The 18,907-nt window shown below is 66.4% G+C and carries 11 protein-coding genes and 2 other RNA genes; 5 read left to right on the forward strand and 8 right to left on the reverse strand.

Annotation, left to right across the window (positions count from 1 at the left end; translation table 11 throughout):
• Positions 1 to 123 precede the first annotated feature (123 nt).
• The 3 genes from ACCQ05_RS15550 (at position 124) to ACCQ05_RS15560 (ending at position 4,176) form a co-directional block, all read left to right on the forward strand.
• The gene (locus ACCQ05_RS15550) at positions 124 to 978 is read left to right on the forward strand and encodes an aldo/keto reductase (protein ID WP_372391344.1); all 855 of its coding nucleotides are present in this window, start codon (positions 124 to 126) and stop codon (positions 976 to 978) included.
• A gap of 206 nt (positions 979 to 1,184) precedes the next feature.
• Positions 1,185 to 3,287, forward strand: coding sequence for a catalase (locus ACCQ05_RS15555; protein ID WP_372391347.1), 2,103 nt, complete (start codon positions 1,185 to 1,187; stop codon positions 3,285 to 3,287).
• A gap of 813 nt (positions 3,288 to 4,100) precedes the next feature.
• Positions 4,101 to 4,176: non-coding RNA, sX9 sRNA (locus ACCQ05_RS15560), on the forward strand.
• Between the two features lie 3 nt (positions 4,177 to 4,179).
• Here the strand turns inward: ACCQ05_RS15560 and ACCQ05_RS15565 are convergent.
• The 5 genes from ACCQ05_RS15565 to ACCQ05_RS15585 form a co-directional block, all read right to left on the reverse strand.
• Positions 4,180 to 4,905, reverse strand: a complete 726-nt coding sequence (locus ACCQ05_RS15565) for a PAS domain-containing protein (RefSeq protein WP_372391353.1) — start codon at positions 4,903 to 4,905, stop codon at positions 4,180 to 4,182.
• A 122-nt stretch (positions 4,906 to 5,027) separates the two neighbouring features.
• Entirely contained in the window at positions 5,028 to 5,513 is a 486-nt protein-coding gene (locus tag ACCQ05_RS15570) for a hypothetical protein (protein ID WP_372391355.1), read from the reverse strand.
• Between the two features lie 378 nt (positions 5,514 to 5,891).
• Positions 5,892 to 8,033, reverse strand: a complete 2,142-nt coding sequence (locus ACCQ05_RS15575) for a prolyl oligopeptidase family serine peptidase (protein ID WP_372391358.1) — start codon at positions 8,031 to 8,033, stop codon at positions 5,892 to 5,894.
• A gap of 109 nt (positions 8,034 to 8,142) precedes the next feature.
• The gene (locus ACCQ05_RS15580) at positions 8,143 to 8,985 is read right to left on the reverse strand and encodes a transporter (RefSeq protein ID WP_372391361.1); all 843 of its coding nucleotides are present in this window, start codon (positions 8,983 to 8,985) and stop codon (positions 8,143 to 8,145) included.
• A gap of 520 nt (positions 8,986 to 9,505) precedes the next feature.
• Positions 9,506 to 11,476 (reverse strand): OPT family oligopeptide transporter, encoded by a 1,971-nt coding sequence (locus ACCQ05_RS15585; protein WP_372391363.1) that lies wholly within the window; start codon positions 11,474 to 11,476, stop codon positions 9,506 to 9,508.
• Positions 11,477 to 11,641: 165 nt separating this feature from the next.
• Here ACCQ05_RS15585 and ACCQ05_RS15590 point away from each other — a divergent pair, with 165 nt between their 5' ends.
• Positions 11,642 to 12,358, forward strand: a complete 717-nt coding sequence (locus ACCQ05_RS15590) for a DUF3757 domain-containing protein (RefSeq protein WP_506191527.1) — start codon at positions 11,642 to 11,644, stop codon at positions 12,356 to 12,358.
• An 18-nt stretch (positions 12,359 to 12,376) separates the two neighbouring features.
• Here ACCQ05_RS15590 and ACCQ05_RS15595 read toward each other — a convergent pair whose 3' ends face one another.
• Positions 12,377 to 13,195 carry an HDOD domain-containing protein gene (locus ACCQ05_RS15595; RefSeq protein WP_104539512.1) on the reverse strand — a complete coding sequence of 273 codons (819 nt, stop codon included), beginning with the start codon at positions 13,193 to 13,195 and terminating at the stop codon, positions 12,377 to 12,379.
• Between the two features lie 786 nt (positions 13,196 to 13,981).
• Between ACCQ05_RS15595 and ACCQ05_RS15600 the strand changes: the two genes are divergently transcribed.
• Positions 13,982 to 14,057, forward strand: a non-coding RNA gene (locus ACCQ05_RS15600) — sX9 sRNA.
• A gap of 4 nt (positions 14,058 to 14,061) precedes the next feature.
• On the opposite strand, the gene ACCQ05_RS15605 is transcribed toward ACCQ05_RS15600, so the two are convergent.
• Positions 14,062 to 17,310 carry an error-prone DNA polymerase gene (locus tag ACCQ05_RS15605; protein ID WP_372391369.1) on the reverse strand — a complete coding sequence of 1,083 codons (3,249 nt, stop codon included), beginning with the start codon at positions 17,308 to 17,310 and terminating at the stop codon, positions 14,062 to 14,064.
• 172 nt (positions 17,311 to 17,482) lie between these two features.
• Positions 17,483 to 18,901, reverse strand: coding sequence for a Y-family DNA polymerase (locus ACCQ05_RS15610; protein ID WP_372391372.1), 1,419 nt, complete (start codon positions 18,899 to 18,901; stop codon positions 17,483 to 17,485).
• Between the last annotated feature and the right edge of the window lie 6 nt (positions 18,902 to 18,907).

Raw genomic sequence — 18,907 nt, forward strand, 5'->3', positions numbered from 1 at the left:
ATCAGCCGCACGTAACACGCCATGGGCAACCCTGTCCGTGCCGCCAGGGAGTTCGCACGGTTTGGTCTGTGTCTCATCCGGGCTGTCATTTGTGCATCGCATTCACCGTTACAGGAGCGTTCCATGACCACAGCCACGTCATCCCCCTGCCCCACCGTGCAACTACGCAACGGGCGGCAGGCTCCGGCACTGGGCCTGGGTTCCTGGAATCTGGGGCAGGGCCGGCATCCGCCGCAGCAGGAGATCGAGGCCTTGCAGACCGGCCAGCAGCTGGGCATGCGCCTGATCGATACCGCCGAGATGTATGGAAATGGCCGCTCCGAGCAATTGATCGGCCAGGCCATCGATACCGCGCAGCCGCCGTACCTGGTGTCCAAGGTGCTGCCGAGCAACGCCAGCGCACGCGGTATCGCGCGGGCCTGCGAGGCCAGCCTGCAACGGCTGGGCGTGCGCAGCCTGGATCTCTACCTGTTGCACTGGCGGGGTGGCAGCGATTTGGCCGAGGTGGTGGACGCCTTCGAAGCGCTGCGCGACGCTGGCAAGATCCGCGACTGGGGCGTGTCGAATTTCGACGTCGACGACATGGAGGAGCTCTGGGCCGTCGATGGCGGAGCGCGTTGCCTGGTCAACCAGGTGCTGTATCACGCCGGCAGTCGTGGGATCGAATTCGACCTGTTGCCGTGGTGCGCGGAGCAGGCGGTGACCGTGATGGCGTATTCGCCACTGGGAAGCCGTGCCTTGTTGGATCATCCGGTGCTGCACGCCATCGGCAAGCGGCGCGGTGTGGCCGCGACCACCATCGCACTGGCCTGGGCAATCCGCAGCGGCAAGGTGATTGCCATCCCGGAATCCGGCACGCCCGAGCATGTGCGTGCAAATGCAGCGGCTTGCAGCCTGCATCTGCAGGCGCAGGATCTCGAAGAGCTTGATCGCGCATTTCCTCCTCCTACCCGCAAACAGGCGCTGGACCTGTTGTAAGCCAGTTGACCGCATCATGTTCGGAGCTGTTGCGACGGCGCCACGCTGGCATGTGATGCCTTCAACGTGCAGTAGCGCACGCTTTGCACCGCTGCAAAGTGCACGCGCGTGAGTATTCGTTCGCATGCAGACACGCGCAATTAACGGCGGCACTCCCAGGCTCGATGAAATAGCTCGCCTCTCAAGCCCGCCAACGTGGAGTCCCCATGGCCAAGTCCCCCAAATCCGTACAGCCGACTGCTGTCGGCAATTCCGCAGCTGCGCACGACGTGCGCGGCACCGGCGACGAATTGCACCAGAAAGCAGGCGGTACGCATCCGCAGCTGACCACCAACCAGGGCATTCCCGTTGGCGACAACGAGAACTCGCTGCGCGCCACTGCGCGCGGGCCGACGCTGCTCGAAGATTTCATCCTGCGCGAGAAGATCACCCATTTCGATCACGAGCGTATCCCCGAGCGCATCGTGCATGCGCGCGGCAGTGCCGCACATGGCTACTTCGAGTTGACCAAGTCGTTGAGCCAGTACACCACCGCCAAGATCTTTACCGAGGTGGGCGAGAAGACGCCGTTGTTCACGCGCTTTTCCACAGTGGCAGGCGGCGCGGGCTCGGTAGATACGCCGCGCGATGTGCGCGGCTTTGCGGTGAAGTTCTACACCAAGGAAGGCAATTGGGATCTGGTGGGCAACAACATCCCGGTGTTCTTCATCCAGGACGCGATGAAGTTCCCCGACCTGATCCATGCGGTGAAGATGGAACCGGATCGCGGCTTCCCGCAGGCGGCCAGCGCGCACGACACGTTCTGGGACTTCATTTCGCTGTCGCCCGAATCCATGCACATGATCATGTGGGCAATGAGCGACCGCACCATTCCGCGTTCGCTGCGCATGATCGAAGGCTTCGGCATCCACAGCTTCCGCTTCCTCAACGAGAAGGGCGAAAGCACATTCGTCAAATTCCATTGGCGGCCCAAGCTCGGCCTGCAATCCACCATCTGGGACGAGGCGGTGAAGATCGCCGGCGCCGACCCGGACTTCCAGCGCCGCGACCTGTTCGAAGCCATCCAGAACGGCGACTTCCCGGAATGGGAATTGGGTGTGCAGCTCTTCACCGAGGCGGAGGCCGACGCCTTCCCGTTCGATCATCTGGATTCCACCAAGGTCATCCCGGAAGAATTGGTGCCGCTGCAAATCGTCGGGCGCATGGTGCTGGACCGCTGGCCGGACAATTTCTTTGCGGAAACCGAGCAGGTCGCGTACTGCCCGGCCAATATCGTGCCCGGCATCGACTTCAGCAACGATCCGTTGCTGCAAGGCCGTCTGTTCTCGTATCTGGATACACAGCTGAGCCGCCTGGGCGGGCCGAACTTCCACCAGATCCCGATCAACGCGCCCAAGTGCCCATTCGCCAACAACCAGCGTGATGGACATATGCAGATGGGCGTGCCGAAGGGTCGGGTGGCCTACGAGCCGAGCTCGTTGCAAGCCGATGCACCGCGCGAGGCGCTGCGTGGATTTCCCAGCCACGCCACGCCGGCCGAGAATGGCGCAAAGGGCCGCGTGCGCGCGGAGAGCTTTGCCGACCATTACAGCCAGGCGCGGCTGTTCTTCCGCAGCCAGACAGCGCCGGAACAGGCGCATATCGCTTCGGCCCTGGTGTTCGAGCTGTCCAAGGTGGAAACCGCGCACGTGCGTGAGGCCATCGTCGGCCACCTGCGACACATCGATGAAAGCCTGGCCAAGCGCGTGGCCGACGGCATGGGCATGACCCGCCTGCCGCCTGCCCCACCTGCCGCTGTCGCGCCCACCGACATGCCGTTGTCGCCAGCCCTGCAGCTGATCGGCAAGATGAAGGACACCTTGCAGGGCCGCACGGTCGGCATCCTGATCCACGACGGTTCCGATGCCGCCGCCATCAAGGCCGTGCGCAAGGCGGCCGAGGCCGCAGGTGCCACGGTCAAGATCGTCGCGCCCAAGCTCGGCGGTGCAAAGCTCAGCGATGGCAAGCAACTGGCGGCCGACGGACAGCTGGCCGGTACGCCATCGATCGTGTTCGATGCGGTGGCGGTGCTGTTGTCCTCGGAAGCGGCGAAACAGCTGACCAACGAATCGGCCGCACTGGATTTCGTCAGCAATGCCTGGGCGCATCTGAAAGCCATCGCCTTCGACGACGGCGCGCAGCTGCTGCTCAAGGCAGGCAATGTCGGCAAGGACGCAGGCATCGTGCCGGCCGCCGACACCAAGGCCTTCATCGCCGCGGCCAAGACCCGCCAGTGGGCGCGCGAGCCGAAGGTGCGCATGCTGGCGTAACCGCATCCGCAAAGGTGCTGCAAACTTGGGCGCGGCCGACTGTCATGTCGTTTCGCGCCCATTGCGTTTCATTCGCTCCTTATCAGTATCCCGTTTTGGCGAGGACACAGCGCGCACGACGCGCTCAGCGTTTGAGCGCTATCGATATGCCGCCATGACTCGGAAATCTTGCTCGCCGTGGAGTGATTGCGTGGATCGCGCGCGGAGAGATCGGTTGTGGAGCGGATATCTGCGACCAGGCTGCAGGGCCCTTGCCCGCCCACCATCACGGGACACGCTGCAAGTACGTCCATGTAAGCTCTTTGGCGGCATCCATGCCGCCAAAGGTCCCGCGACGGTGGGCGGGCAAGGACCAATCGCGATAGTCGGTGTCCAAGGCTGCAAGCCATGCCGGACGTACGTCTGATCGGCTAGGTATCGCTCCGCGACTCGGACCAGCACGCCAACGCGTCGCACGAGACTGCCGGCTTTTTTACCAAGCGACCGACCAACGTCCTGGCGCGGTGTCCTCGCCGCTTGCGGGACCGTGTGGCGGCATGGATGCCGCCACCGAGCCTCCATGGACGAATTCACGGCGTGTCCCGCAAGCGGTGGGGGCGCCGCACGCTCGACTCCGCAGGCTTTTGACTGCATCTGCCGAACAAGGATGCAACCCGGAATCCCGATGGATTCACGCAGTTCCCCGCAAGCATTACAGAGGAGCGGTGCTCGACCAATTCAGCAGCTGAGCAGTCGTCTTGTCGAATGCACTAAGAGCAACCAGCAAAACTACTGCGCGGCCGCCAGGCGGGCGCGGTCGGTGCTCGGTGCGGCATGTACCACGCGTACACTGCGGTTCCTCCGCGCCGTCCGCACCCACCTGACGGCCGCTCGCTACGTTTTGTTAGCCGCTCTAAGCCGGTTCGGCAGGAAACTGTGCAGCACTCGCCAGCGCACGATACTCGCGCGGGGTCATGCCCACTGCCAGCTTGAATTGCCGCGCAAATGCGCTCTGGTCGCTGAAGCCGCAGGCGTGGCCGATCTCGGTCAGGCTCTTGTCGCCATGCAGCAGATGCATGGCCATCTGCAGGCGCAACTTGGCCAGCACCTGTTGCGGGGTGAGCTGGAAGACCTTGCGAAACGAACGCTGCAGCTTGGACATCGAGAACCCGGTGATCTCCACCAGCGCCTGCATGCGCACGTTCTGCGCGTAGTTGGCGTTGAGGTAGGCCAGCGCCAGCCGCAGCTTTTCGTACTGCGATTCGTGCCCGTCCTGAGGGCCAAGATCGCGCGAGATGCCGATGATGCCCTGCACCTTGCCCTCCACCAGCAGGGGACGCTTGCAGGTCAGGCACCAGCCCGGCTCGCGGTTGGCGAACAGATGCAGTTCCAGCAGGTTGTCGATCACCTCGCCGGCCAGCACCTGCTCGTCCTGATTGGCGTAGTTGGCGCCCAGCCCGCTCGGGTAGACCTCGGCAACGCGCTTGCCGATCAGCTCCTTGCGCGATTTCAGCCCCAGCCGCCGCAGCATGGTCTGGTTGACGTGGGTGTAGCGACCCTCGCGATCCTTGACGAAGAACAGCACGTCCGGCACGGCATCGAACAACGCTTCCAGATCGGCAGGATCGATGCTCTTCATGCAGGACGGTGGGCTCGTGACCAGGAAAGGCGCGGCAATCGGACGGCGACGCCGCACTCCCTGCGAACACCATCAACGTGTGCGTGATGATACGCCGCACGGACCGCGCGGCCTGCAGGCGCTCAGCGCGGGTCTTCGGCCACGGTGGCCGTGGCGGCAGCGGGGCCGGCCTTGGCGCTGTCGAGCGAGGCACTGGTGGCACCCATACGATCGGCCGGCGTGCGCCGCGCCGCCCAGCCCTGCACGACTGCCGCGCCAGCCTGCGAACCCACCTGCACACGCAGGCGCGCGCCGGCGGTGGCTGCGACGAATTCGATCTCGCAATCGCCAGCCGCCATGCAGCTGTCGGCAGCCAGCGGGTCGACCGGCTGCCAGCCCTGTTCGGCGATCGCCTGCGAGAACGCGCGGTAGCTCATGCCCGACTTCAGCGACGCCGGCAGCGGCACCAGCAACTCGCTGTTGGCCGCATCGTTGGTCGAGCCGGCCACAGGTGGCGCGGCAACCTGGGTATGTGCAGCCGCGGCCGCTGCAGGCCGCGGTACGGCGCTCCAGGCAGGGCTGAACATCAAGGCGAGCGCCAACATGGCGGGGCGGGCAAACGTGCGCATACGCGACATCCTTGCGATCCTGGCAGGGATTGGAGAAGTTAAGGAAGCGCTATTTTGACACGTCCACATGACGTGCGGGAGATGACGCCGCTGGCCGATCAGCTGCCATTGCGTCGGCGGCACCCAATAAGCGAACTCATCTTCTTGCACTGCGCGCAAGGCATGCGCGGAGCAGGCGCGGCGTTTGCACGCTTCCCATGATGACGCAGCGCTGCGCCGATTGCAGCGCAGGAATGGCCCCGGCGCGCCGGGGTCCAGATTGCGGTGCGCGGTGCGGACAGCATGCTGGAACGTCGCTGCAGATCGATCCACATTGCCCGTAACGGCCGACCATCATCCCGGCACGCCGCACCGCGCGACATGCCGGGATGACACAGCTTACTGGCCGATATGCCGCTTCAACCAGCCATTGACGGTGTCGTGCCACAGGATGCTGTTGTCCGGCTTGAGCACCCAGTGGTTCTCGTCCGGGAAGTACAGGAACTTGGATTCGATGCCCTTGCGCTGCAGCGCGGTGAATGCGGCCAGGCCCTGCTCGACCGGGATGCGGAAATCCTGCTGGCCGTGGATCACCAGCATCGGCACCCTCCACTTGTCCACGTGCAGCACCGGGTTGAACTTCTCGTAGCTGGCCGGGTTCTGCCACGGCGTGCCGCCGTTCTCCCATTCGCTGAACCACAATTCCTCGGTGGCGTAGCCCATGGTGCGGTTGTCGAACACGCCGTCGTGGTCGACCAGGCACTTCCACGGTTGATTCCAGTTGCCTGCCATCCAGTAGACCATGTAGCCGCCATAGCTGGCGCCCAATGCACACGCCTTGTCGCCGTCGAGGAAGTCGTACTGCTTCTGCGCGGCAGCCCAGCCCTTCTGCAGGTCTTCCAGCGGGCGGTCGCCCCAGTGCTGGCTGATCGCATCGGTGAACTCCTGGCCGTAACCGGTGGAGCCGTGGAAGTCGATCATCACCACTGCATAGCCCTGGCCAGCGTAGGTCTGCGGATTCCAGCGATTGCTCCAGCCATTGCCGAAGCTGCCCTGCGGGCCGCCGTGGATCAGGAACGCCACCGGATAGGTCTTGCCTTCCTGGTAGTTGTACGGCTTGACCACATAGCCATACACGGTGTCGTTGTTCCAGCCCTTGAACTTGAACTGCTCGTAGTCGCCGAACTGCACGTCGGGCAGCTGCTCGGCAGCGCTCTGGGTGATGGCACGCACCCCCTGGCCTTGCGCATCGCTGACGAAGATCTGGTCGCCGCTCTTGAGCGAGCTGCGGGTAAACGCCAGCGTGCTGCCGGCCAGCGTCGGCGCATGCACGCTGCCCTCGCCCACCAGCTTGGTCACCTCGCCGCTGGCGATATCGATCTTGAACAGCGGATGCTCGCCGAGGTCGTCGGCACTGGTGTAGAGGCTGGTGCCGTCTTCGCTCAGCACGATCTCGCCGGCCGAGCGATCCCACTTGGGCGCAATCTCGCGGGTCTTGCCGCTGGCCACGTCCATCGCCATCAGGCCGAAGCGGTCGGCCTCGAAGCCAGGGCGCTTCATGGCGCGGTAGTACAGCGTCCTGCCGTCGGCGCTGAACACCGGGCCGGCGTCCCAGGCCGGGTTGGACGCAGTCAAATTGACCGGAGCGGACTTGCCGCTGGCATCCAGGCGGTACAGGTCGAAGTTGGTCTGCCAGGATTCGTCGTTGCCGGTGGGCTTGGCGCCGGCCTTGGCGTTCCTGCCCGCTTCCGGGCCATGCGGCTGCGGGATGCGCACGCTGGCCACCACGCTGGCGCCATCGGGTGACCAGGCGTAGTCGTCGTTGCCACCGAACGGCTTGGACGGCGCGTCGCCGGCCAGGGTGGCGCTGATCGCCGACGCCCCGGCCACGGCCTTGGCGCCGGCGGCGGGCAGGTCGGCCACGAACAAGGTATTGCGGCGGCCATCGTTCCAGGTGTCCCAATGGCGCACGAACAGCTGGTCGTAGACCACGCCGCTGGCCTTGCTGTTCTTGCGCTCGCCCAACTTCTTCTTGGTGCAGCCCAGGTCCGAACCGCAGTCCTGGAACACGCCGGCACTGAAGGCGATGCGCTTGCCGTCGGGCGAGAGCTTGTAGCTGTCCACGTCCACCGCAAAGGCGGTGAGCTGCTGCGGCGTGCCGCCGGCCAGCGGCTGCGCGTACAGCTGCTGGCTGCCGGACTTGCTGCCGAGGAAATACACGGTCTTGCCGTCGGGCGACAACGCCGGGCTGTTGACGTTCCATCCGTCCGGGGTGAGCCGCTTGGGCGGCGCCAGATCGCGGGTGCGCAGGTTGCGCACCCACAGGCTGGTGGCGGGCTTGCCATTGCCGGTCTTGGCCTGGCGTTTGGCGAACACGACCATGCTGCCGTCGGGGCTGAGCGTGGGCGAGGACACCCGGTCCAGCGCCACCATGTCGCGCACATCGAAGCCGCGCGCGGCGGCGAGGTGCGGCAAGGCGGCCAACAGGCACAGGGGCAATACGGCGTGACGCAGCTTCATCGGCGATTCCTGCAACGGCAAAACGTCGATGGTAGGCGTTGCTGCGGCGCACGTGCAAAGGCCTGCGCTCATGCACGCGGCGTATCGCCTGCACCCTGCCGCCTCGATGCGGCAGGGGCCGCTGAGCGATTCAGAACCGGTGCGACAGCCCCACGTAGATCTGGGTGTCGGGAGTGCGGTCGTTGAGGCCGAAATTGGCGCCCGCGTCCAGCTGCAGCAGCGGATTCAGCAGATAGGTGGCCGCGATATCGGCCGACGCCTGTTCGACGGTCTGCGCAGGGTCGCGATTGATCGAGGACCACAGCTCCACCGCCATCGAGAATCGGGGCGTCAGCGGCCGCGCCAGATTGATCAGGTTGATGATCGCCACGTGCTTGCCGCTGCCATCGCTGTCGGCCAGCCAGTCCAGCTCCGGGCCGAAGGTCAGCGAGAAGCTGTTGGGCAAGGCGAAGTTGATCGGCAATGCAACGCCCCCTTCCCATTCGTCATTGCCCAGGCCGGTGCGCGCGGTGGGCGCCTTGACGAATGGCAGTACCGCGACAGTGGCGGTATCGCTTTCGTAGAAGCGCGCCTTCATGCGCAGATAGATGTCGCCACCGCCGCTCAGACTGCTGCGCTCGCCGGTTGCACGATCGGTGCTTTTGACCTGCAGCTGCGGGGCCCAGTTGAGCTGCAGATCGATACGCTCGCTGATGCCGACCTTGAGCGTGGGATTGGTGAAGTACGCCGTTTCCGTGCGCGTGCCGGGCTGGGTATCGCGGATGTAGTTGCCGATATCGGTTTCCAGCTGCCAGGCGCCGGCTGGCACCGTGCAGGTGGCATTGGCCTTGGTCGGGCGGTCGGTGCACAGCGCGGCCTCGGTGGCGTCCTGCGCCTGGGCCTGAAAGACAAGACTGCCCAGCAGGCCGGCGATAGCGAGGGCGAGCAATGGGCGGCAGGTTGCGGTGGAAGCGCGTAAAGCGAAGAGTTGCATGACGGTGATCCAGGGTGAACCGCTGGAAGATCGAACGATCGGCCAGGGTTGAATGAGTAGGAAAATAAGCTGTATCGCGGCGCAAGGCAGCGCCGCTGCCGTGATGGGCAAACGGCGTACGCGCAGGCCAGGGTTGCATCGCGTCGTGCATGTCGCCGGCATCGCCGCGCGCACATCGGTGTGCGATGGGAATGCGCGATAGACAAACGAAGCGGTACTAGCGACAACGACGGCCTGCGTCGGGTTGTGTCATCGGGTCGGTCGAAGCATGCAGCCCCCTTGGCGCACCATGCGTGCGAGAGACGGCACGATACGGAGCAGGGGCATAAAGTCGCTATCCGCAGCGGCGGTGCCTGGCGTAAAGCCGGCGCAAAGTGGCGTGATGGCGCGTTCAACCCACGCTGCGGCAAACATCGATATCGCAGCGGCGCAAAGGCCGCCATGCCCGGCCCATTCGCCTGCATGGGGTGCCACATCGAGATGGCGCATGCAACCGGCATGCGCCATCTCCAACGCAGGCTCAGGCCGCCTTTTCGCCGCGCTTGCCCACGCGATACAGCAGCCAGCCGACCAGGGCCAGGATGGCCAGGCCGAACCACTGGTTGAGTTGCAGCGTCTCCGGCAATGCCAGCACATCGGCGCGGCTGGACAGCACGATCGGCACGGCAATGGCGATACCCATCAGCGCCTCGCCGGTGATCAGGCCCGCCGCGAACAGCACGCCGGGGCGATGCACGCGATCGCGGCCGTCTTCATCGTCGGCGCGGATGTTGTGGAAGCGCTCGACCAGATGCGCGATCAGCCCCCCCAGGAAGATCGGCACCATCAGCTCCAGCGGCAGGTAGATACCGATGGCCGCTGCCAACACCGGCACGCGGAAACGTTTGCCGGTGGCCTTCAACCATTCGTCCAGCGCGATGATGGCCGACCCCACCACCGCACCGATGGCGATCATGCTCCACGGCAGCTGGCCACCGAACAGGCCCTTGGCCACAGAGGCCATCAGGGTGGCCTGCGGCGCGCCCAGCGAATTGGGATGCTGCGGCGTGGCCGGGCCGATGCCGTAGGCCTGGGCCAGCAGGTTCAGCACCGGCGCCATGATCAATGCGCACGAAAACGCACCGATGCCCAGCATCAGCTGCTGCTTCCACGGCGTGGCACCGACCAGGTAACCGGCCTTGAGATCCTGCAGGTTGTCGCCGCCCACCGCCGCCGCGCAGCACACCACCGCGCCGATCATGATCGCGGCCACCGCGCCCAGCGGCGCGGCGCCGATGCCCACCGGCACCAATCCGCTCTTGCCCAACAGCAGCACCAGCACCGCCGAGGCGAACAGGATGGTGGAGATGGTGATGCCGGAGACCGGGTTGTTCGACGAGCCGATCAGCCCCGCCAGATACCCCGACACCGACACGAACAAAAAGCCGGCCACGATCATGATGATGGTCATCGGGATCGATACATGCCACTGCTGCACGATGGCCTGGTACAGGCCCAGCAGCGGCAAGGTGCACAGCACCAGCGCCACCAGCATCCACTTCATCGGCAGGTCGCGCTCGGTCTCGGCCACCACGCCGCCACCGCCCTTGCGCGCGGCGGCAAAGCCGCTCCTGACGCCGGACAACAGCGACTTGCGCAGCGAGAACAGCGTCCACACGCCCCCGATCAACATCGCGCCCACGCCCAGGTAGCGGATCTTCGCGCCCCAGATGCCGAACGCGGCATCGGCTGCCGGCGCACCGGCCAGGCTCTGCGCCAGTGCCGGATCGCTGCCCATGAAGAACTGCTGGTAGAGCGGAATGGCGATGTGCCAGGACAGGATCGAGCCGGACAGCACCACGATGCCTACATTGAGGCCGACGATATAGCCCACGCCCAGCAGCGCTGGCGACAGGTTGGTGCCGATATAGCCCACCAGCCGGCTGCTGCCCAGGTAGGTGGCCTGTGCCCAGGTATCGGGGATCACGCGCAGGCCGCTGGCCGCGCCCAGTTTGACCAGCGCGCCGATGGCACCGGACACCGCCAGGATCTTCAGGCCCGGGCCGGGATTTTCGCCGGCCTTGAGCACCTCGGCCGCAGCCTTGCCCTCGGGGAACGGCAGCGGGTCTTCGACGATCATCGAGCGCCGCAGCGGCACCGAGAACAGCACGCCCAGCAGCCCGCCCATGCCGGCAATGCCCAGCACCCACCAGTACTTGAAGTCCGGCCAGTAGCCCATGATCACCAGCGCCGGGATGGTGAAGATCACCCCGGCGGCGATCGACGACCCGGCCGAGGCGCCGGTCTGGACGATGTTGTTCTCCAGGATGGTGCCGCCGCCGAGCAGGCGCAGCACGCCCATCGACACCACGGCCGCCGGAATGGCGGTAGCGATGGTCAAACCGGCGAACAGGCCGAGATAGGCGTTGGCAGCCGAAAGCACCACCGCCAGCACGATGGCCAGCACGACGGCGCGGAAGGTGAGCTGGCGCGGTTGCGCGTCGTGGCGCATTGGGCATTCCCCTGTAGGCAAAAAATCCGCACCACGCTAGCGCCTGCGCCCAGCTGAGTCCAGCTGCGGCGCGGCGTGACAGTGTGCACGCTATGGCGTGTGGCGCACAGGCATCGACAGCGATGCCTTGCGTGGCGCAATGCAGACGCCAACAGGCGGCAGCCCGTGTGGATCGGTGCGCCCGTGGCGCCGCCGGTTCGCACACCGCGCCAGTCGGGACGCGGCGCTCGCTATCGTCGTGCACAGCAGCGCGTCGACACGAGCCTGTGCGCCCCGCTCCGGCCGATACGGCGTGCGCTGACCGCCAAGGTCGCTTTCATCGGCCATCCATTGCACACCGCGGCCGCGTGCCCGAAGGTCCGACACATGATCCGTTCACTGACACCGTTGATTCTGGCCGGCATGCTGCTGCCGCCTGCCGCAGCCAGTGCATCCGGCAAGCAGCCTGCCCAGGACCTGGCACGATGCCCGGCGCCTGAAACGGTGCACTACCAAGCTGGGCGCTATCGCGCCCCTGTCCGGCTCAACGTCGGCTCCGGGAACGGCGTGTGGGCCAGTACGCTGCAACCCAACGCGGGCAGCCCACGGCATCTGTCATCGGCGCTCTACTACGGCACCCTCGCCGCTGCGGCGCCCAGCACCGGGGTGCTGGTCAATTGCAGCTACACGTTGCGCGCCGGCACGCAGGTGGATCTGGCCTACTTCGACCGTCAAACGCCGCAGACGCAACGCAATCTGATCGTCACCCTGCAGGACCCATCCCGCTGGCAGCTCGATGAAGAAACGCCGGCCCCCGGGCGGGAGCAGTTCTATGCCTGTCCGCGGGGCGGAGAGATCCGGAGCGCGGCCGACTGCGCGTTCGAACCGCTGCGCCTGGAGTGACGCAGCGGCAGGCACTGTTCAGTGCAGCAGTTCGGCGAACGCGCGATCGGCCTCGATGACATCCGGCAGCGCGGTGAACAGCGCCTCCAGGTCCACGCCGTCCATCAGCGGCCCACGCACCGCTTCCAGCGCCGCCGGGGTGGCGCCGCCGTGGGCGTGCAGCGCGTCGGACACCTGCGCTGCCTGGGCGACCAGCAGCGGCATCCGCGCCCCATCCGGCGCGGCCGCGGGGCGCACCTGGTAGGCGATGGCGTCCTGGATCACGCTCGGCAACTGCCAGCGGCGCGCCAGCTCGGCACCCACCTCCGGATAGCCGAAGCCAAGTTGCAGGGTTTCTTCGGCGGCATGGCCGGCGGACGAGGTCTCGTGGTTGATGCGGCTGGCGTACTCCGGCGCGCCGGACTGGATCAGCAGCTCGCCGATGTTGTGCATCATGCCGCAGGTGAAGGCGGTCTCCGGATCGAGCCCGTGCTGGCGCGCCAGCAGGCGGCAGATGCCGGCCACTTCGAAACTGTGGCGCCAGAATGCCTTGAGGTCGAAACCCGGGCCGGCACGGAAGGCGCCGGTCATCGCCGAGGCCAGCACCAGCGTGCGCAGCGTATTGAAACCCAGGCGCATGGCGGCATCTTCCACGCTGGTGGAATCGCGCAGGCCATGGAAGCGCGCCGAGTTGGCGAGCCGCAGCACCTTGGCGGCGATCACCGGATCGCGCTCGATGGTGTGCGCCAGCGTATCGATATTGGTGTCCGGATCGTCGAACTGACGGATCAGGTCCTGCGCCACCTTGGGCACGGTGGGCAAGGTGTGCAACTGGTCGAACAACGCCTCCAACTTCATGATCGCCTCGTGGGTGAAGGAACAGGCCGCGCGGTGCGCGGGAGTGCATGGTGTAGCACAGACCGGTTGGTTCCCGGTGACTCGCGCGTGGCCGGATTCACCTGCGCGTGAGGCCGCTGGGCACGGCCCAGCATTGTCCGGCGGATGTAGCGGGATGCCCCCCGCCTTGGCGAGCTCGGCCGTCCATGGAAAGCCGGAAGCCTATCGGCGCCGGCGCCCGATGATGGCGCGGCAGGTGACTGGCGGCAATGCCGCGACAAAGCACCCACGCGCGGAACGCCCGCGTTATCCGGGTACGCGAGTGCGGGTGGTCGCCCTTACCCGTGATCGGGCGTGCATGTGCGGGGCCAGTTGGGCCGATGCCGGTGCGGCTGCGATCGGCGGCAATGTCGCAATGCAACGCGCCGGCACGGAACGTCCACGCAGCCTGACCGATGGCCGAGGCGAAGTGATCGTACTGCCCGGACCCGGGGCGACGCGTACCCGGGCTGGCAGGAACACGCCGGTCTTTTTGGGGATACGGGCGGCACCTGCCGATTCGAAGCACGGGCCTGGCCGTGGTGTCGGCGATCGGGAGTGGAGCAGCCAAGCACTTGCGCAGCTGCCGTCAGGTGGATACGCACGGCGCATATTCACCGCGGCGGTCAGCTGTGTCGCGTGCCGACTTGGAGGGCGCAGGCGACGTCGGCCTCGGCGCACACGCAGCAATCGTGTTGGTCGTCGTTAGAGCAGCTGGCAAAACGACTGCGCGGCCGCCAGGCGGGCGCGGTCGGTGCTCGGTGCGGCATGTACCACTCGTACACTGCGGTTCCTCCGCGCCGTCCGCACCCACCTGACGACCGCTCGCTACGTTTTGTTAGCCGCTCTTAGTGGAAATCGCGCGAAGGCAGCTGCATCTGGCCGAGCAATTGACTGAGGTCGTACAGATCGCCGGCGATCAGGTGCTCCACGCCGTCCACGCGCTCCCAGCGGCCGCGCACCGCGAGCAAGCGCGATTCCAGCAGTGCGCGGCGGCGGCGCAACGCCAGGTGCGCCCAGACGATGACGTTGATCATGCCGTGTTCGTCTTCCAGGGTGACGAAGATGGTGCCCTTGGCGGTGGCCGGACGCTGGCGCTGGGTGACCAGCCCGGCCACGTGCACGCCGCTGCCGTGGCGGCGACCCTGCAGCTCGCGCAGGCCCAGGATGCGCCGCTGCAGCATCTGCGGGCGCAGCAGCGCCATCGGGTGCTGGCGCAGGCTCAGGCCCACCGCGCGGTAATCGGCCAGGATCTCCTCGCCGGCGCGCGGCGCCTCGAAGTGCACCGGGCGTTCGGCCGGGCTGCCCGGCAGCAATGGCCGCCGCGCCTCCACCCCGGCCATGGCCCAGCGCGCGGCGTTGCGGTTGCCCACCATCGACTGCAGCGCGCCGGCTTCGGCCAGTGCCAGGCGCGCCTTTTCGTCGAGTGCGGCGCGCAGGCACAGGTCGCCGATATCGGCGAAGGCGCGTTGCGCGCGTGCGGCGACGATGCGTATGGCCGCCTGTTCCGACAGGCCGCTGACCTGGCGCATGCCCAGGCGGATCGCCGGTTGTTCGCCAGGATCAACGTCGCTGCGCCACGGCCGCCCGCCGACCAGGCTGTTGTCCCAGTCGCTGTGCAGCACATCCACCGGCAACACCTCCACCGGCTGGCGCTCCGGGCTGCCGCGGCGCGCGTCCTGCACGATCTGGCTGGCCGAATAGAACCCCATCGGCTGCGCGTTGAGCAGGCCGCAGGCAAACGCCGCCGGCTCGTGACGCTTGAGCCAGCAGCTGGCATAGACGAGCTTGGCGAACGAGGCGGCATGGCTCTGCGGAAACCCGTAGGAGCCAAAGCCCTTGATCTGTTCGAAGATCTGGTCGATGAAGGTGGAAGCGTAGCCTTTGCGCTCCATCAGGGCACGTATGCGCACGCGATGCGATTCCATGTCGCCGCCGCGCCGCCAGGCTGCCATCGAGCGGCGTAGATTGTCGGCCTCGTCAGGCTCGTAGCCTGCATGGATCACCAGTTCCATCACCTGCTCCTGGAACAGAGGGATTCCCAGGGTTGGCCCGAGAATCTTCTCCACGCCTTCGGAGGGATAACTGATCAGGCTGCTGTCTTTGCGACGTTGCAGATACGGGTGCACCATGTCGCCCTGGATCGGACCTGGCCGCACGATCGCCACCTCGATCACCAGATCGTAGAACACGGCAGGCTTGAGACGCGGCAGCATTGCCATCTGCGCGCGCGATTCGATCTGGAACACACCCACCGTATCGGCACGCTGGATCATCTTGTAGGTCGGCGCATCCTCATCGGGCAGCGTGGCCAGTGTGTAATCGCGACCACGGTGGCCGCGTACCAGATTCAGCGTCTTGCGGATGCAGGTGAGCATGCCCAGGGCCAGGCAATCGACCTTGAGCAGCTTCATGGTTTCCAGATCGTCCTTGTCCCACTGGATGATGGTGCGATCAGCCATGGCGGCGTTTTCCACCGGCACCAGCAACGACAGCGGCTCGTCGGAGATGACGAACCCGCCGACATGCTGGGACAGATGGCGCGGGTGATCGCGCAAGTGCTCGGTCACTTCAAGGATCTTGTCGATCAGCGGGTTGGCCGGATCGAAGCCGGCTTCTTCGATGCGCTGCTGCATCGGCGTATCGCCATTGCCCCAGCCATAGCAATTGGCCAGCAGGACGATCTGGTCCGGCGGCAGGCCGAAGGCCTTGGCCACGTCGCGCACTGCGCTTTTTCCGCGGTAGCAGATCACCGTGGCTGCCAGCGCGGCGCGCTCACGGCCATACTTGTTGTAGACGTACTGCAGCACTTCCTCGCGGCGTTCGTGCTCGAAATCCACGTCGATATCCGGCGGCTCGTTGCGCGCCTTGGACAGGAAGCGCGAGATCAACAATCGTGTCTTGATTGGATCTACCGAGGTGATGCCGAGCGCATAGCAGACTGCCGAATTTGCTGAAGACCCACGTCCCTGACACAGGATCTCTTTGGACCGGGCAAACTGCACCACATCCTGTACGGTGAGAAAAAATGCCTCGTACTTCTTGTAGGCGATCAGCTCCAGTTCTTTTTCGATGTCATCACGTATTTTTCTTGGCACCCCATCAGGCCAGCGCTCCCGGATGCCGGCCTCGGTGAGCTGACGCAAATAACTGGCAGGCGTATGCCCTTCAGGCACCAGCTCCCTGGGATAGGTGTACTCGAGCTTGGAAATATCGAACGTGCAGCGCTGCGCCAATGTCACGCTGGCCTGCAGCAAGGCCGGTGGATAGATATTGCCCAGCGCGCGCCGGGTACGCAGATGCCGCTCGCCATTGCGGAACAGGTGCGCACCGCACTCGGCCAGCGGCAGGGTGTGGCGGATGGCGGTCAGGGTGTCCTGCACGATGCGCTCGCGGCGTTGCGCCATATGCACATCGCCACTGGCCAATGCGGTCATGCCCAGGCGCTGGGCCAGCAGTTGCAGCGCCTGCAGGCGCGCGGCGTCGTCCTGTTCGCGATGCAGCTCCACCGCCAGGAACGCACGCTCGCCGAATACCTGCTGCAACCACGCGCCCTGCTCGGCCTGCGGCTGCACACCGGGCAACCACAACGCGAACACGCCCGGCACCCCGGCGCGGAACTGTGCCTCCACCTCGGCACACCCCAACCGATAGGCGCCTTTGCCTGCCGCGCGCCGCGCAGTGGTGATCAGCGCACACAGCTGCGGATAGCCTTGCGCATGTTCCACCAGCAGCACGAAGCGAGTGCCATCGACCAGGGTGAATTCGCTGCCGACGATCAACCGCACTCCGGTGGCGCGCGACGCTTCCAGGCCGCGCACGATGCCGGCCAGCGAGCATTCGTCGGTGATCGCCAGTGCGCTGTAGCCGCAGTGCTGCGCGCGGGAAAACAGCTGCTCGGCACTGGACGCACCGCGCAAAAACGAAAAGTCCGACAGGCAATGCAGCTCGGCATACGCAGGCAGGCCATCGGCATCCTGGGTGTGGGCGATGTCATCGTTGGCCGCGCGCAGCCGTGCGGCCACGTTCCAGGCACGCGGCATGCGCCCGCCAGGCGTCTCGCGGTCCACCCCATCGACGGCGTCATCCCAACTCATGGCCGAACGTCTTCGACAGCGCGCTTTGCCACAAGCACGTCTGCATGCGCGGCAAAGCGCTGCACAGACCCTGCTGCGGACCGCCTGCAGCGCTGGCAGCGACTGCCTGGATCATCGCCACCATCAGCAGTCGGCAAGGACGTGCCCGCAGACCGCACGCGCATGCACCCGATCACGCAAACCACCCATGCAGCATCCACCCTTCCACGCGGCCGGGCGCGGCAAACACCCAGGCGCGCCGGCCGCGCGCGGTTTCCACCACGTAGTAGTCGCGCCGCGCCTCGTCGTCGTCCCACCAGCCGCTTTCCAGGCGTTCCGGGCCGGACACGATGCGCAGCTGCGGCTCATGCAGCGGCACCGGTTGCGGCAGCAGCCAGGTAGGCCGCGGCGGGCGCGGCGGCGCGGCGGCTTCGTGCACCGCATCGCCGATGGCGCGGCGCCAGGCACGCTCCGGGCGCGGGTCGTCGGCAGGCAACACGCGGTACACCGCCTCGTCGCCCAGCCGCGCACGCAGCCGCTCGCGCAACTGCGGCCAGTCCACCGATTGCTGCGCGCGTTGATCGAACAGGTCGCGCATGGCCGGCACGAACGGCGGCAGCTGGCGCGCCAGCAGGCGCATCGCCACCACCGGGCGCGGAATCTCCACCCGTTCCAGCCGGTTGCGGGCCAGCTCGAACAACAGCGTGGGCGCACGCTCGGGCGTGAGCAGGCCGATCTCGACATCGGTGGCGCCTTCTTCGTGTTCCAGCCGCAGCAGAAACCGCTGCACGCCACCATCGCGGATCGACAGATAGGTGCACAGGTCGCCGATCAACCGGCGCAGCGGGAACAGCAAGGCCGGGTGCGTTTCCACCTCGTAGCCCAGCTCCACGCGCTGGTCGAAATGGTCCGGCGGCGCATAGCAGTCCAGCGGGTCATCGGCATCGCCGTAGAGACGGTCCAGATGTTCCAGCAGGCCGGCCCCGAAACGCCGGCGCAGGCCATCGCGCGGCAACGCACGGACTGCGGCGAGCGTGCGCAGGCCCATGTGCTGCAGGCGCTCGCCGGCATCGCCCGGCAAGGCCGCGCGGCGCACCGGCACGGTGTCCAGCGTTCGGTGCAAGGCCGGCAGTTCGGTCACCACCATGCCATCGCGCAGGCCGGCCAGCACCCGCGCCGCGCGCGGCGTGGGCGCCAGCGCAAGCCGGTGCTGGAAGCCCAACGCCTGCAGTTCGTCGCGCAAGCGGCGCTCGAAGCGTGGCCAGGGGCCGAACAAGCGGAAGCTGGCTGCCGCTTCCAGCACGATGGCGCGCGACCACTGCTGGCTCACCAGCGAGCTATGCCGGTATGCCCAGGCCGCAAGAAACCGCTGCGTGCGCGCTTCGTTCTGCGCGTCGTAATCGATGGTGCGCACCTGCGTCATCAGCGCATGCGCCGCCGACAACCGCATGCCCGCCTTCAAGCCGGCCGCGGCGGCCGCGGCATTGACCGAATGCAGGCTGCGCAGCTGCGCCGGCCCCTGCACCAGCACCAGCGGCGCCTGCGGTTCTTCCATGCGCCGCAGGACAGCGTCCAGCGCCAGCTGTGGCAGCAATAGGCAGGCCCACAACATGCGCGC

It is taken from the genome of Xanthomonas sp. NCPPB 3582, assembly GCF_041475735.2.
Classification (GTDB): Bacteria; Pseudomonadota; Gammaproteobacteria; order Xanthomonadales; family Xanthomonadaceae; genus Xanthomonas; species Xanthomonas codiaei.

What these genes read in the sequence shown, in the direction of transcription:
- ACCQ05_RS15550 (WP_372391344.1), top strand. Translation starts at nt 124, where the DNA reads ATGACCACAGCCACGTCATCCCCCTGCCCCACCGTGCAACTACGCAAC.
- ACCQ05_RS15555 (WP_372391347.1), top strand. Translation starts at nt 1,185, where the DNA reads ATGGCCAAGTCCCCCAAATCCGTACAGCCGACTGCTGTCGGCAATTCC.
- ACCQ05_RS15565 (WP_372391353.1), bottom strand. Translation starts at nt 4,905, where the DNA reads ATGAAGAGCATCGATCCTGCCGATCTGGAAGCGTTGTTCGATGCCGTG.
- ACCQ05_RS15570 (WP_372391355.1), bottom strand. Translation starts at nt 5,513, where the DNA reads ATGCGCACGTTTGCCCGCCCCGCCATGTTGGCGCTCGCCTTGATGTTC.
- ACCQ05_RS15580 (WP_372391361.1), bottom strand. Translation starts at nt 8,985, where the DNA reads ATGCAACTCTTCGCTTTACGCGCTTCCACCGCAACCTGCCGCCCATTG.
- ACCQ05_RS15585 (WP_372391363.1), bottom strand. Translation starts at nt 11,476, where the DNA reads ATGCGCCACGACGCGCAACCGCGCCAGCTCACCTTCCGCGCCGTCGTG.
- ACCQ05_RS15595 (WP_104539512.1), bottom strand. Translation starts at nt 13,195, where the DNA reads ATGAAGTTGGAGGCGTTGTTCGACCAGTTGCACACCTTGCCCACCGTG.
- ACCQ05_RS15605 (WP_372391369.1), bottom strand. Translation starts at nt 17,310, where the DNA reads ATGAGTTGGGATGACGCCGTCGATGGGGTGGACCGCGAGACGCCTGGC.
- ACCQ05_RS15610 (WP_372391372.1), bottom strand. Translation starts at nt 18,901, where the DNA reads ATGTTGTGGGCCTGCCTATTGCTGCCACAGCTGGCGCTGGACGCTGTC.